This is a genomic window from Flavobacterium myungsuense (assembly GCF_042677265.1).
GTDB lineage: Bacteria > Bacteroidota > Bacteroidia > Flavobacteriales > Flavobacteriaceae > Flavobacterium > Flavobacterium myungsuense.
In genome coordinates, this window is record NZ_JBHTIZ010000026.1 from 87,955 (window position 1) to 103,036 (window position 15,082).

13 protein-coding genes are annotated in these 15,082 nt (G+C 32.1%); 11 read left to right on the forward strand and 2 right to left on the reverse strand.

From position 1 onward, the window contains the following. The first annotated feature begins 95 nt into the window (after positions 1-95). The 7 genes from ACFQ0S_RS10630 to ACFQ0S_RS10660 all read left to right on the forward strand — a co-directional run bounded on the left by ACFQ0S_RS10630 (position 96) and on the right by ACFQ0S_RS10660 (position 7,854). Entirely contained in the window at positions 96-605 is a 510-nt protein-coding gene (locus ACFQ0S_RS10630; RefSeq protein WP_379757411.1) for an ORF6N domain-containing protein, read from the forward strand. Between the two features lie 3 nt (positions 606-608). Beyond that, positions 609-1,412, forward strand: coding sequence for an NAD(P)H-binding protein (locus ACFQ0S_RS10635; protein WP_379757414.1), 804 nt, complete (start codon positions 609-611; stop codon positions 1,410-1,412). Continuing rightward, positions 1,412-2,356 (forward strand): DMT family transporter, encoded by a 945-nt coding sequence (locus ACFQ0S_RS10640; RefSeq protein WP_379757417.1) that lies wholly within the window; start codon positions 1,412-1,414, stop codon positions 2,354-2,356. The genes ACFQ0S_RS10635 and ACFQ0S_RS10640 overlap by 1 nt, the downstream gene beginning before the upstream one ends. Positions 2,357-2,428: 72 nt before the next feature. Next, the gene (locus tag ACFQ0S_RS10645; RefSeq protein ID WP_379757420.1) at positions 2,429-3,106 is read left to right on the forward strand and encodes an SCO family protein; all 678 of its coding nucleotides are present in this window, start codon (positions 2,429-2,431) and stop codon (positions 3,104-3,106) included. Between the two features lie 71 nt (positions 3,107-3,177). After that, on the forward strand, positions 3,178-3,411 hold the full coding sequence (locus ACFQ0S_RS10650; RefSeq protein ID WP_379757423.1) for a FeoA family protein: 234 nt from the start codon (positions 3,178-3,180) through the stop codon (positions 3,409-3,411). 6 nt (positions 3,412-3,417) lie between these two features. Further along, a complete protein-coding gene (gene feoB / locus ACFQ0S_RS10655) occupies positions 3,418-5,520 on the forward strand; it encodes a ferrous iron transport protein B (protein WP_379757426.1) in 2,103 nt (700 codons plus the stop codon). 105 nt (positions 5,521-5,625) lie between these two features. Further along, positions 5,626-7,854 (forward strand): TonB-dependent receptor family protein, encoded by a 2,229-nt coding sequence (locus tag ACFQ0S_RS10660; protein ID WP_379757429.1) that lies wholly within the window; start codon positions 5,626-5,628, stop codon positions 7,852-7,854. A gap of 176 nt (positions 7,855-8,030) precedes the next feature. Here ACFQ0S_RS10660 and ACFQ0S_RS10665 read toward each other — a convergent pair whose 3' ends face one another. Both ACFQ0S_RS10665 and ACFQ0S_RS10670 read right to left on the reverse strand, forming a co-directional pair. Next, the gene (locus ACFQ0S_RS10665) at positions 8,031-8,849 is read right to left on the reverse strand and encodes a ZIP family metal transporter (RefSeq protein ID WP_379757432.1); all 819 of its coding nucleotides are present in this window, start codon (positions 8,847-8,849) and stop codon (positions 8,031-8,033) included. Between the two features lie 2 nt (positions 8,850-8,851). Beyond that, a complete protein-coding gene (locus tag ACFQ0S_RS10670) occupies positions 8,852-9,499 on the reverse strand; it encodes a metal-dependent transcriptional regulator (RefSeq protein ID WP_379757435.1) in 648 nt (215 codons plus the stop codon). Between the two features lie 89 nt (positions 9,500-9,588). On the opposite strand from ACFQ0S_RS10670, the gene ACFQ0S_RS10675 reads away from it, so the two are divergent. The 4 genes from ACFQ0S_RS10675 (at position 9,589) to trhO (ending at position 14,938) form a co-directional block, all read left to right on the forward strand. Next, positions 9,589-11,640: a TonB-dependent receptor plug domain-containing protein gene (locus tag ACFQ0S_RS10675; protein WP_379757438.1), complete on the forward strand. Its 2,052-nt coding sequence runs from the start codon at positions 9,589-9,591 to the stop codon at positions 11,638-11,640. A 46-nt stretch (positions 11,641-11,686) separates the two neighbouring features. Continuing rightward, the gene (locus ACFQ0S_RS10680) at positions 11,687-12,829 is read left to right on the forward strand and encodes a lycopene cyclase family protein (RefSeq protein ID WP_379757441.1); all 1,143 of its coding nucleotides are present in this window, start codon (positions 11,687-11,689) and stop codon (positions 12,827-12,829) included. A gap of 100 nt (positions 12,830-12,929) precedes the next feature. Next, positions 12,930-13,340 carry a BrxA/BrxB family bacilliredoxin gene (locus ACFQ0S_RS10685; protein WP_379757444.1) on the forward strand — a complete coding sequence of 137 codons (411 nt, stop codon included), beginning with the start codon at positions 12,930-12,932 and terminating at the stop codon, positions 13,338-13,340. Between the two features lie 212 nt (positions 13,341-13,552). Then, positions 13,553-14,938, forward strand: a complete 1,386-nt coding sequence (gene trhO / locus ACFQ0S_RS10690; protein ID WP_379757447.1) for an oxygen-dependent tRNA uridine(34) hydroxylase TrhO — start codon at positions 13,553-13,555, stop codon at positions 14,936-14,938. Positions 14,939-15,082: the final 144 nt, after the last annotated feature.

The following is a 15,082-nucleotide window of genomic DNA, read 5'->3' on the forward strand; positions in this document are numbered from 1 at the left end:
CCTAAATTTGCCTCGAAAAATGTTAGTCTAATTTTAATTGAAAGATAAAATATATGCGGTCACAATTTGTGACCATTAATCTACACGCCTCATTTATGCAAATAACTACATTACAATCTAAGATATACGAAATTCGGGGTCAAAAAGTCCTTCTTGATTTCGATTTAGCTTTACTCTACGAAGTAGAAACTAAAGTGTTAAACCAAGCGGTTAAAAGGAATGTTAAAAGATTTCCTGTTGATTTTATGTTTCGATTAACTATTGAAGAATCGGAAAATATGCGGTCACAAATTGTGACCGCATATCAAAATAAAAGAAATATAACAGCAACTCCTTTTGCTTTTACTGAACAAGGAGTAGCTATGTTAAGCGGTATATTAAATTCTGATGTGGCTATAAATGTAAACATTGCAATTATGAGAACTTTTGTAATGATTAGAAAATATGCTCTAGAACACAAGGAATTTAATGAAAAATTACTTGAAATGGAAACAAAATATGACAAAAAGTTCAGTGATGTGTATGATGCTTTAAACTACCTTATAAAAAAAGAAGAGAAGGAAACAATCCAAAAAGAACGCAAACAGATTGGTTACAAAAAATAAAAAATGACAAAAATTAGTATTTTAGGTTGTGGATGGTTGGGTTTTCCTTTAGCAAAATCGTTACTAAAAAAAGGTTTTTATGTAAAAGGTACTACAACTTCATTAGAAAAATTGACTGTTTTAGAGCAAGCCAATATTGATGCTTTTTTGATTTCGCTTCATAGCGATAGTATTGTTGGTGATATTGAAACATTTTTAAATGATTCTGAAATACTAATCATTGATATCCCACCAAAATTAAGAGGCATTAATAACGAAAGTTTTGTAGACAAAATAAAAACGTTACTAACGTATATAGAAAAATCTTCAGTTAAGAATGTACTCTTTGTGAGTTCAACTTCAGTTTATGCTGATGAAAACAGAATAATTACTGAAGAAACTACACCAAATCCAGAAACTGAAAGTGGCAAACAATTATTGCAATCTGAACGGTTTTTACAAAAGAGCACTAAATTTAAAACTACGATTTTACGTTTTGGTGGATTAATTGGTGAAGACCGCCATCCTATTCATTCGCTTTCTAAAAAGGACAATGTCGAAAATCCAGATGCTGTTATCAATCTTATTCATCAAGAAGATTGTATTGGAATAATTGAAAAAATAATTGAAAAAAAATCATGGAACGAAACCTATAATGCAGTTAGTCCGTTTCATCCCTTAAGAGAAACCTATTATACTCAAAAAGCTATTGAATTAAATATAAACGCGCCCAAATTCAATCATTCTAAAACATCTAATGGGAAAACCATTTTAAGCAACAAAATACAAAAAGAACTTGACTATCAATTTATTAGAATATCACTTTGATGCTAATTAAAATAAAAAATGCTTTTTCAACCAAAGTAAACGCTATAGGTTTACCTATAATTGCATTGTGTTGGGTCTGTTTTTTTTGGGGTACTACATGGATAGCTTCTAAAGAAGGAGTTCGGAACATGCCTGCGCTTCAATTAGTAGCCATTAGACAATTTATTGGAGGATTCTTATATGTTGTTTATTTTTTATATAAAAAAACACCTTGGCCAAAAGGGAAACAATGGAAAACTATCTTGATACTTACGTTTCTTAATTTTGTAATGAGTAATGCGCTCAGCACTTGGGGAGTAAAATATATTAGTAGTGGTTTAGGAGCCATTATTGGCGCAATTGTCCCTTTATGGATCGTAATTATTGGCTTATTTAGAGGAGAACGATTGTCAAAAATAACGATTGTAGGATTAATTATTAGTTTTAGCGGTATTTGCATTATTTTTTATGACCACTTAAATGATTTTTTAAACCCCAATTTTCGATTTGGAATCATTATTTCTATAATAGCAACCATAACTTGGGCGTTTGGGAGTTTGTATACTAAGAAAAAGGCCGCTACTTTTAACCCCTATTTTAGTATAGGTTTACAAATGTTTATTTCAAGTATTTTTATTTTTGCTTTGCTTGGAGCAACGGGAACTGCAGTTAGTTTAAGTGCGATTCCAGCTATCTCTTGGTGGTCTATTGCTTATTTAGTGGTGTTTGGAGCTATTCTTACATTTATTGCTTTTATTTATGCACTTCAAAATCTTCCAGCAGAAATCAGTAGTGTTTATGCCTATATTAATCCTATTGTAGCAGTAGTTCTTGGTGCGCTTATTTTTGGAGAGTCGCTCAACACTGCAATTGCAATTGGTGGCTTTGTAACTTTAGTCGGATTATATATTGTAAATTATGGTTTGCCTAAAATTCTTAAACTAATCAATCCTTTTAAAAGTTAAAGATTAACTAATAAAAGAATAACTGATACCAATTCAAAAACTCTTTTTCTATTTTTGTTGCAAATTCAGATTATGAAATCCCTTTTATCTAAATATCGAATATTCATCATATTTTTTTTAGTTTTTTCTGTAGTTACAATTGGACTGTTTTATTCGGCATTAAAACCTGCTAAATCACTTCCTATTTTTAATCCCGCAGATGTAAACCCAGAAATGGTTGATAGTACAGTACAATATAAAACGAAATACCATACAATATCCGACTTTTCGTTTACGAATCAAAACGGAAAAACAATAACTCAAAAAGACTATGAAGGAAAAATTTATGTAGCCGATTTTTTCTTTACTACTTGCGGTTCTATTTGTCCAAAAATGACAACAAATCTTGTAGAGGTTCAAAAAGCTTTTAGCAACAATCCTAAAGTTATGATTTTATCTCACTCAGTTTTGCCAGATGTTGATGATGTTTCAAAACTTAAAGCCTATGCCTTAAAAAACGGAGTAAATGATCAAAAATGGAATTTAGTTACAGGCGATAAAGCTTCTATTTATGCTATGGCTAGAAAATCATACTTAGCGGTAAAATTAGGAAAACCTAACGAACTTTATGATATGGTTCATACCGAAAATTTTGTTTTAGTCGATACTAAAAAAAGAGTTCGAGGCTTTTATGACGGAACAAATAAAGAAGAAATTCAACGATTAATAACTGATATCAATTGGCTTTGTCAAGACAATAAAAAGGAGTAACCCTGATATTTATCAATAATTATTCTATTTTTATCTTTACTTTTGCAATCTTAATTCAATCTAAATAAGATTTGAAAACAACAATTTCCAGTTTAAAAAAAGGCGAAAAAGCCATTATCTCTGCATTTGATGTAGAATCTATTCCATTAAAATTATTGGAAATGGGTTGTTTGCCTGGAAATAGAGTAGAGCTCCTTCAGATTGCTCCGTTTGGAGATCCATTGTATTTAAATATTAATGGATCACATGTAGCTATTCGATTAGAAACTGCCTGTGAAATTGAAGTTGAAATTTTAACAAAGTAAGCAGTAATGATTAATAAACAAAATATTAATGTTGCATTAATCGGAAATCCTAATACTGGAAAAACATCAGTGTTTAACCAATTAACTGGCTTAAATCAACAAGTTGGGAATTATCCTGGCATTACGGTCGAAAAAAAAATAGGCTTTTGCAAATTACCCAATAATTGTAAAGCAAATATTCTTGATTTACCCGGAACTTATAGTTTAAATGCTAGTTCAATTGATGAAAATGTCGTTATAGAGTTATTGCTAAACAAAAAAGACAAATTATATCCTGATGTGGCATTGGTAGTCACTGATGTCGAAAATTTGAAGCGAAACCTGCTTATATTTACTCAAATAAAAGATTTAGAAATTCCAACTATTCTTGTCATTAATATGGCTGATAGGATGAAGCAAAAAGGGATTTCTCTTGATATCCCGTATTTAGAGAGCCATTTAAAAACTAAAATTACCTTGGTCAGTTCGCGAAAAGGGTTTGGTATTGATGATTTAAAAAACTTAATTGTCAATTATAAATCCATTTCAAACGAACCTTGTTTAAACGCTTCAAGTATTGATTCTGAATATTTCGATAGTCTTCGAAAAACATTTCCTAATCAACTATTATATAAATTATGGTTGGTTATAACTCAAGATGTTAACTTTTTAAATTTAGAAAGAAATGAGATTCGGAGTTCGTTTACTAAATCACATTCCGATTTAAAGCGCTTACAACAAAAAGAAACTATAAAACGCTATCAGTTTATTAATGACGTTTTAAAAGAAGGTCAAAAAATAGATACTTCTGTTGCTATAGATTTTCGAAGCAAATTAGATAGGATTTTAACTCATAAAATTGGTGGTTATATAATTTTCTTTTTAATTCTTTTTGTGATTTTTCAATCTATTTTCGAATGGTCTAAAATTCCTATGGATTTTATTGATAGTACTTTTGCTTCTTTAAGCTCCATCGCAAGTGAAAAATTACCTGCAGGTGTTTTAACTAATTTGATATCGCAAGGAATTATACCTGGCATTGGTGGAATTCTTATTTTCATTCCACAAATTGCATTCTTATTCATGTTTATTTCAATATTAGAAGAAAGCGGCTATATGAGTAGAGTAGTTTTTTTGATGGACAAGATTATGCGTAAATTTGGTTTATCGGGCAAGAGTGTTGTACCGCTAATTTCGGGAACTGCTTGTGCTATACCTGCAATTATGGCCACTCGTAATATAGAAAATTGGAAAGAACGATTAATTACGATTTTGGTTACACCTTTTACAACTTGTTCTGCTAGACTACCTGTTTATGCCATAATCATAGGATTAGTAATTCCTGACGAACGCCTTTTTGGAATCATTAATATGCAAGGATTAACTTTGATGTTATTGTATCTTTTAGGATTTGGTATGGCTATCTTCTCGGCCTATGTACTAAATAAAATACTAAAAATTAAAGGAAAAACTTATTTTGTTGTAGAAATGCCTAATTATAAATTACCGCTATTCAAAAATGTTTTTATTAATGTAATCGAAAAAACGAAAGCATTCGTTGTAGGAGCAGGAAAAATCATTTTAGCTATTTCTATAATTTTGTGGTTTTTAGCTTCAAACGGATCAGGTGCTAGCTTTAACGATGCTGAAAAAATAATTACTGCAAAACATCAAAAAAATCATTTATCTGAATTAGAGTTTAAAAATGAAGTAGCTTCACAAAAACTAGAAAATTCTTATATTGGTTTAATGGGTAAATCTATAGAACCTGCTCTAGAACCATTAGGTTATGATTGGAAAATTGGCATTGCAATTATTAGTTCATTTGCTGCTAGAGAAGTTTTTGTTGGTACACTTGCAACTATATATAGTGTTGGTGGAAGTGATAATGAAACCACAATAAAAAACAAAATGCAAGCCGAGATGAATCCCAAAACCGGAACAAAAATTTTCAATTTTGCTTCTGGCATCTCATTGCTTTTGTTTTATGCTTTTGCCATGCAATGTGCCAGTACGCTTGCTATTACAAAGAAAGAAACCAATTCTTGGAAATGGCCATTAGGACAACTCATTTTTATGAGCGGTTTTGCTTACCTCATTGCGCTTATTGCTTATCAACTTCTAAATTAAGTATTTACATATTATTTTAAAAATAAATTAAAAATTTATTATTTATAATTTGTCTAAATAAAATTAAGGTTTTACTTTTGCTGTGTAGAATTAATCTAAATAACAATGAAAAACCCATTTATTTACTTCCTATTACTGACTGCGTTTTCTGTTTCGGCTCAAGAAACACAAGTACAATCTAACGACACTATAAAAAATCTTAAACCTGTTTACATTATTTCTAAACAGCAAAGTCCTGAAAGAATGCCAGAAACAAAAGACAATGTTTTGTTTTCCGGCAAAAAAAATGAAGTGTTAAAACTCTCAAATATCAACGGGAATTTAACCAATAATAATGCCCGTGAAATTTTTGCAAGAATTCCAGGAGTAACCGTATGGGAAAATGAGGGTTCCGGTTTGCAAATAAATGTAGGTGTCCGTGGTTTAAGTCCAAACAGAAGCTGGGAATTAAATACCCGTCAAAATGGTGTTGACATTTCTGCAGACGTATTTGGTTATCCTGAAGCCTATTACAACCCTCCTTTAGAAGCAGTAGAAAGCATTCAAATGGTTCGTGGTGGTGCATCATTGCAATTTGGACCGCAATTTGGCGGAATGCTAAATTATGTTTTAAAAAGAGAGAAAGCACAACCTTTCACATTCGAAACTCAAAATACAGTAGGTAGTTATGGATTGCTAAGCTCTTTTAATGCTATAGGTGGTAAATATAAAAAATGGTCGTACTATCTTTACAATCATTCGCGAAGCGGAAAAGGATGGAGAGAAAATAACAGATTTGAATCTAGAAACACCCATGCTTTTGTTGAATATCGTTTCTCAGAAAAAACAAAAATTTCAGCAGAATACACTAACTCTGATTATGAAATGCAACAACCAGGTGGCTTAACTGATGCACAATTTAAAGCTAATTCAAGACAATCTAATAGAGAACGAAACTGGTTTGGTGTGCCTTGGAATATTTTTTCTGTGAATTTTGATACAAAAGTAAATGCCAATTTTGATGTTAACGTAAAAGCTTTCGGATTATTAGGAGAACGAAATAGCGTAGGTTTTACAAGTGCTGCGAATTTTGAAGATGTAATAAATACTACCACAAATCAATATGCAAACCGAAGGCTTGACAGTGATGAATATAAAAATCTTGGTGTAGAAAACAGAAATATTTACCGTTACACTTTAGGGAAAGCAAAACAAAATCTTGCATTTGGAGCACGCTTGTATCAATCTAATACAAATCGTTTTCAAAATGCAAAAGGTTCAACAGGCACAAATTTTAATATGTCTCCCGAAGGAAGATACCAAAAAGATTTACAGTTTACTACAAAAAACGTTGCTCTTTTTGCTGAAAATCAATTTAAGGTTACTGATAAATTTAGTGTAACTCCTGGAATTCGTTACGAACACATTACCTCAACAGCAATTGGAAGAATTGATATTGCCGAAGGAAAAGATGTTAACTTTGATCAGCAAACTCGAGTTAGAAACAAACCTCTTTTTGGCGTAGGTTTTGAATACAAATGGAAACAAACTAATGTATATGCTAATATATCACAAGCCTTTCGTCCAGTATTATTCAGCGATTTAACGCCTGGTGTCATAGTGGATGTAATAGATCCAAATTTGAAAGATGCAAGTGGATACAATGCCGATTTTGGTTACCGTGGCATTTATAAAGGCTTTTTAAACTTTGATATTGGCCTTTTCTATCTAAGTTATAACAATCGAGTTGGAGGCTTAACACAATTTATTAATAACGACCCAACACAAGGCACTTATTTGTTTAGAACTAATCTAGGCGAAACCCTCAACAAAGGAATTGAAAGTTTTTTTGATTTGAATATTACTAAAATGGTTGGTATTGAAAAACCTTATGGTAACTTAGATATTTTTGCATCGATGTCATTTATAGACAGTCGCTATGTAGATGTAAAAGTAATAACACCATCAAAAACAGATCCAAATTCACTTATAGAAACCAATTTAGCAGGTAACCGAGTAGAAAATGCGCCGAGATACATTCATAACTTTGGTTTATCGTGGGGGAACACTAATTTTTCGGCAACGGTGCAATACAAAATGTCTGGAAGGATTTTTACAGACGCTAACAATACTGTGACACCTTCAGCCAACGGTCAAACAGGAATTCTTGATGGATACGAAATTTTAGATTTTTCGTCAGAATATAAATTCTTAAAACACTATAATATACGTGGCGGAGTTAATAATTTATTAAATAAAGATTATGCTACTAGACGAGCTGGAGGATATCCAGGTCCTGGAATATTACCAGGAGAAGGAAGGACTTTTTATATTTCGATAGGTGCTAAGTTTTAATAATAAAATCATAAAAGGTTCTCTAATTATTGAGAACCTTTTTATTTTTGTAGTATGAATTTTCAAGAAGTCATAGTTTATTGTACTGTAGCACTGTCATTAGCTTTCCTAATTAGGAAATTTATTTGGAAACCTAAGTCTAAAAGAAAATGTGGTAACGAAGATTGTGGATGTAACTAACCTAAAGCAACATCAAGTGTCATCATAACAATAAAACCACCTATAAATCCCAAAGTAGCAATATCAGTATTATTAGCCTGCTGTGTTTCAGGAATCACTTCTTCAATCACAACAAAAATCATTGCGCCGGCTGCAAATGCGAGTGCATAAGGCAATAATGGTGTAAAAAAAGTTACAGCAACAGCCCCTAAAACACCCGCTATAGGCTCAACAATAGCCGATGATTGACCATACATAAAACTTTTTCTTCTGCTCATTCCCATTCGTCGCAATGGCATTGAAACAGCAATTCCTTCTGGAAAATTTTGAATTCCAATTCCAATGGCCAATGTAACAGCTCCTACAATTGACGCTTCGGGAATTCCTGCAGCTACGCCACCAAACAAAACTCCTACTGCCAATCCTTCTGGAATATTGTGCATGGTAATGGCTAAAACCAACAAAGTGGTACGCTGCCATGGCGATTTTACACCCTCGGTTTCTTTAAAATTGATATGTAAATGTGGAAGTAACTTGTCTAATACAAAAATAAATAGAGCGCCTAAGGCAAATCCGCTTGCGGCAGGAATAACTTTAATAAATCCTTCGCCTTTAGACATTTCGATTGAAGGGGCCAGTAAACTCCAAAAACTTGCCGCTACCATGACGCCACCCGTAAATCCTAACATTCCATCGAAAACGGTTCGGTTCATTTCTTTAAAAAAGAAAACAAATGAAGCGCCTAAAGCCGTTACAAGCCATGTAAATAATGTCGCATAAAATGCTGCTAATATTGGACTGATGCTTGTAAAATAATCAATTATTGATTGAAACATAATTATCGTATAAATAAGTTAGTTGCTATTTTATTCGAAATTGTAATTTGTTTTTTGTTTACTGAAACTAGAAATGTTCCATCAAAACTTTCAATTTCATGCACTTTAATCGTTGCTCCCAAAGAAATATTTTGCTTGTCTAAATATTGTAAAAAAGCAGCTGATGAATTTTTAACCCCAACAAAAACATAGTCCATGCCTAAAACCGCGTCTGTAACTAATAATTTATCCATTTTTACAATTTCTCCTTTTTCGTTAGGAATTGGATCTCCATGTGGGTCAAAAGTTGGAAAATTTAAAAAAGAATCCAGCTTATTTATCAATGCTTCAGATTTAATGTGTTCCAATTCTTCAGCTATTTCGTGTACTTCATCCCAAGCAAAACCTAATTTATCTACCAAGAATACTTCCCAAAGGCGATGTTTTCTAACGATTATTTTTGCCGATAGAAACCCATTTTCAGTCAAAGTTACGCCTTGGTATTTTTGATAAGAAACTAAATTTTTATCTGATAATTTTTTTAACATATCGGTAACGGAAGAAGCCTTTGTTTCTAGCATGCCTGCAATAGCATTGGTATTAACTCCTTTTGGAGAAACCAATGATAGATGGTATATGACTTTTAAATAATTTTCTTCTGATGTAGTCATTTATAAAAAGTTATTAAATACAAATAAAAGAAAAAAATTTCATTGTTTGAAAATAAATTTTTAGTTTTGTCTAAATTTTAATTTCGTAATTGAAAAAAATAATCGCGTTGTTATTGCTTATAAACAACTATTCGTATTGTCAAACAACAGTTGACACACTTTCTAAAAAAGAAAAGAATGAGTTACAGCTAGAAGAAGTTGTAGTTTCTGGCACATTAAAAGCAATAAAAAGATTGGAAAACTCTGTGCCTGTCGAAATTATTACTTCTACATTTTTAAAACAAAATCCAACAAGTACTATTTTTGATGCTTTGCAAAACGTAAACGGTTTGCGTCCGCAAAACAACTGTAATGTTTGCAATACTGGCGATATCAGAATTAACGGCCTAGATGGTCCCTATACAATGGTTACTATTGACGGAATGCCAATAGTGAGTGCTCTTGGCACAGTTTATGGATTATCAGGAATTCCAAATTCAATGATTGACAGAATTGAAGTAGTAAAAGGCGCAGCTTCTACTTTATTCGGGAGCGAAGCTGTTGGAGGTTTAATTAACATTATTACAAAAAAATCTAAAACAGCACCTTTATTTACCGCAGATATGTTTTCTACATCTTGGTTAGAAAACAATATCGACTTAGGTTACAAAGCATCTATTGGTAAAAAAATTGATGCTCTTGTTGGTGTTAATTTTTTCAATTATAATAATCCTATCGACAACAATAACGATAATTTTACAGATATTGCTTTACAAAATCGGATTTCAGTTTTCAGCAAATGGAATTTCGATCGAAAATCAGGAAAAGAATTCAGTATTGTTTCTCGCTATTTATATGAAGATCGTTGGGGTGGCGAAATGCAGTGGAACAGGAGTTTTCGTGGTGGTGAAGAAGTATATGGAGAAAGCATTTACACCTCACGTTATGAACTTTTAGGAAAATACCAATTGCCTGTTACAGAAAAAATGTTTTTACAATTATCTTTTATTAGTCATGATCAAAACTCGGTATATGGAAATTCCCTTTATTTAGCCAATCAAAAAATCGGGTTTGGACAATTCCTTTGGGATAAAAACATAAAAAAACACTCGCTCCTTTTTGGAAGTGCTTTTCGATACCAATTTTATAACGACAACACTCCGGCAACAGCTACTTCTGACCATTCTAAAATTTATAGTATGTTTGTTCAAGACGATTTAAAAATCTCCAATAAAACAGGAATCCTTATAGGCACACGCTACGACTATAATTCTGCTCATGGTTACATTTTAACGCCAAGAGTTGCTATTAAATGGAAACCAACACATGATGATATTTTGCGATTAAACTTTGGCACGGGCTTTAGAGTAGTCAATCTATTTACCGAAGACCATCAAGCGTTATCGGGAGCAAGAGATGTTATTCTAGTAGGAAATTTAAAACCCGAAACCTCCTACAATGTTAATTTAAATTATTTAAAAAAATATAAATTAGAGAATTTAGGAGTTCTGAATTTAGAAATGTCTTCATGGTATACCTATTTCACAAATCGAATTTTTGCCAATTATGATATCAATCCAAATCAAATTATTTATGACAACTTGAATGGCTTTTCTAAAATTTTTGGCTGTAGTGCTAATGCCGATTGGATATCGCCTTTTGGTTTAAAAGCTACAGTTGGCGCCAGCTATTTTGACCCAATAACCAAACAAGATAGTGTATCGATTGTACCTTTGTTTACAGAAAAATATTCCTTGAATTGGGCGATAAATTATGAAATTCCTAAATGGTTTCTTTCATTTGATTATACTGGGAATGTTACTGGACCTATGAGATTACCGTTATTGGGAGAACTCGATCCAAGACGCGAAAATTCTCAACCTTTTAGTGTTCAAAACATTCAATTCACTTATAAAAAATTTAACAATCTAGAAATATATTCTGGTGTAAAAAACCTTTTTAATTGGACACCCAATAGAGGAAATCCTTTTTTGATTGCTCGAGCCAATGATCCGTTTGACAAAAATGTGCAATTTGATGGAAACGGAAATGCAATTCCAACTGTGGATAATCCTTATGGATTAACATTTGATCCAACCTATGCCTATGGCCCTAATCAAGGAAAACGCTTTTTTCTAGGAATTCGATATCATATTGATTAACATTTATTTGATTTTTTATACGGCATAGAATCATTACTTTTGAACCATGCAACATTATAATTATATCTTTACTGGTTCAGGTTTATCGGCTTTAATGACCGTTTATGAAATGATTCAATCTGGAAAATTTGTTGATAAATCCATTTTATTGATAGATCAAAACCTGAAAAAAAGTAACGATAGGACATGGTGTTTTTGGGATAACGGTAATTTATTCGAGCCTGTTATTTCAAAAAAATGGGACATAGCATATTTTGCAAACGAAAATTTTCAAAGAAATCTTGAATTGAATCCCTATCAATACAAAATGATTCGTGGTATCGATTTTTATAATTTGGTTTTCGAGAAAATAACAAAACATAAAAGCATTCAATTTCACAACGAACAAGTCCTTTCTTATGAACAACTAGAAAACCATTGTTTGGTAAAAACTGAAAGCTCAAGTTTTAGTTGCGATAAGATTTTCAATTCTATTTTTATTCCAGAAGTTGTAAAAACCCAAATGAAATATCCTTTACTTCAACAGCATTTTATAGGTTGGTTTATAAAATCTAAAGAAGATACTTTTAATCCAAATTTGGCTACATTTATGGATTTTTCTATCGAACAAAAAGGAAATACAAGGTTTATGTATGTTTTGCCGACCTCAACAAACGAAGCGTTGCTTGAATACACACTTTTTTCTGCTGATTTATTGCCAAAACAGGAATACGAAACCGAAATTATAAACTACATTAAAAAACTCGGAATTACCGACTATGAAATTATAGCAAAAGAACAAGGTAATATACCCATGACATCCTACCCTTTTTGGAAACACAACACCAAAAACATCATTAACATTGGTTCGGCTGGTGGTTGGACCAAAGCCAGTACTGGTTTTACGTTTAAAAACACTATCAAAAAATCAAAACAATTAACTCAATTTCTTGAAAACGAAACCGATTTTAGAAAATTTCATAAAAAAGATAAATTCTGGTTCTATGATTTACTTTTTATAGATGTATTATTTAAAAATAATGCGCTAGGATCAAGTGTTTTCTCCTCTTTATTTCAAAAAGGAGATCCAAAATTAATTTTTAAATTTCTTGATGAACAAACTTCTCTTTTAGAAGATTTTAGCGTAATGCTCAAATGTCCAACTATTCCATTTATGAAGGCTTTAATTTCTCGATTGTTCCGGTTTTAGATATATTTATCAAACAATAACAAATCTTTATCGTTTATATTTAAAAGGCAACTTAAAAACTTTGTAACTTTGCAATTCATTAACTTTGAATCTTAAAAATATGTATCCAGAAGAAATGGTAAAACCAATGCGAGCAGAACTTTCAGCAGCAGGTTTTCAAGATTTATATAACGCAGAAGCGGTAGAAAAAGCAATAAATGCTGAAGGAACTACTCTAGTTGTGGTAAATTCAGTTTGTGGTTGCGCAGCAAGAAATGCCCGTCCAGGAGCAAAAATGAGTTTAGATGGTGCAAAAAAACCAGACCATTTAGTAACCGTATTTGCAGGTGTGGATAAAGATGCTGTTGATGCAGCTCGCCAACACATGTTTCCTTTTCCTCCATCATCACCAAGTATGGCTTTGTTCAAAAATGGCGAATTGGTTCACATGCTTGAACGTCACCATATTGAAGGTCGTCCAGCTGAAATGATTGCTGAAAACTTGAAAGACGCTTACGCAGAATTCTGTTAGTTTTTGAACCACTAAACTCACAAAGAAAGCACTAAGAGCACTATTAATTTAGCGCTCTTTTTTGTTTTTATACTTTGTGGTCTTTGTGCCTTCTTCGTGCACTTTGTGTTTAAATAAAAAAAACTAAATTTGTACTCGAATTCTTCCACTTAGAACTCACAACATATTTCTGAACTGACGCACTAAAGTGCGCCGCTAAAAACGTTTATAGCATGCAACTGTATAACACCTTAAGCGCAGAAGAAAGAGCAGAGCTTATAGACCAAGCTGGCGAACAACGACTTACGTTGTCTTTCTATGCGTATGCCAAAATTAAAAATCCAAAACAATTTCGCGACAATTTATTTATTGCTTGGAATGCCTTAGATGCATTAGGTAGAATTTACGTTGCACACGAAGGAATTAATGCTCAAATGAGTATTCCTGCCCAAAACATCGAAGCTTTTAGAGAAACATTAGAAGCCTATGATTTCATGAAAGGAATCCGTTTAAACGTTGCTGTAGAACACGATGATCATTCTTTTTTAAAACTAACCATAAAAGTTCGTGAAAAAATTGTAGCCGATAGTTTAAACGACGAAACTTTTGATGTAACAAATATTGGAGTACACTTAAAAGCAAAGGAGTTCAATGCAATTTTAGAAGATTCAAATACCATTGTAGTTGATTTTAGAAACCATTACGAAAGTGAAGTTGGTCATTTTAAAGGCGCCATAACTCCAGATGTAGAAACTTTTAGAGAGAGCTTGCCCATCATCAACGAACAATTAAAAGAATATAAAGAAGATAAAAACCTAGTGATGTATTGCACTGGTGGAATTAGATGCGAAAAAGCTTCTGCCTATTTTAAACATCAAGGTTTTAAAAATGTATTTCAATTAGAAGGCGGAATTATCAATTATGCCAAACAAATTCAGGAAGAAGGTTTGGAAAGCAAATTCATTGGTAAAAATTTCGTTTTCGACCATCGACTTGGCGAAAGAATTACTGATGATATCGTTTCACAATGCCATCAATGTGGAAAACCATGTGACAATCATACCAACTGTGAAAACGAAGGTTGCCATTTATTATTCATTCAATGCGATGATTGCAAATTAGCAATGGAAAATTGTTGTTCGTCTGAATGTCAAGAAACCATTCACCTATCATTAGTTGAACAAGTAAAGTTACGTCGTGGTATAAAAAATGGCAATAAGATTTTTAGAAAAGGAAAATCGGATAAGCTGTTATTTAAACATTCCGGAGAACTATCAGATAAATCATTGGCATTAGCAAATTCTGCCCATGTCAATTTAGAAAAACTTGATCCTAAAGATATTCGCAAAAAAATTTCCATTAAGAAAATATTAGTCGGTAAGGGGGAGCACTACTATCCAAAACCACAAGTAGCCTTGTTTTCTATAGAAAATCACGATTTAAATCTTGGAGACAAAATTTTAATATCCGGACCAACAACAGGAAATCAAGAGATAATTTTAGAAAAAATGCTTGTTAACGGTTGTGATTCTGAAACTGCAAAAACTGGAGATAAAATTACTTTGCATTTGCCATTTAGAATTCGATTGTCTGATAAATTATATAAAATTCTTAACTAAATCAATAAAAATAAACCAGCCTTGGGACGAGTTTTTCTTTTTTGAAAAAATCTGAAATCTGAAATCTGAAATCTAAAATCTTTACTATCTTTACCCATTAATCGTTTAAGAACTTAAATTGTGTTCATCGCAATACTACATATA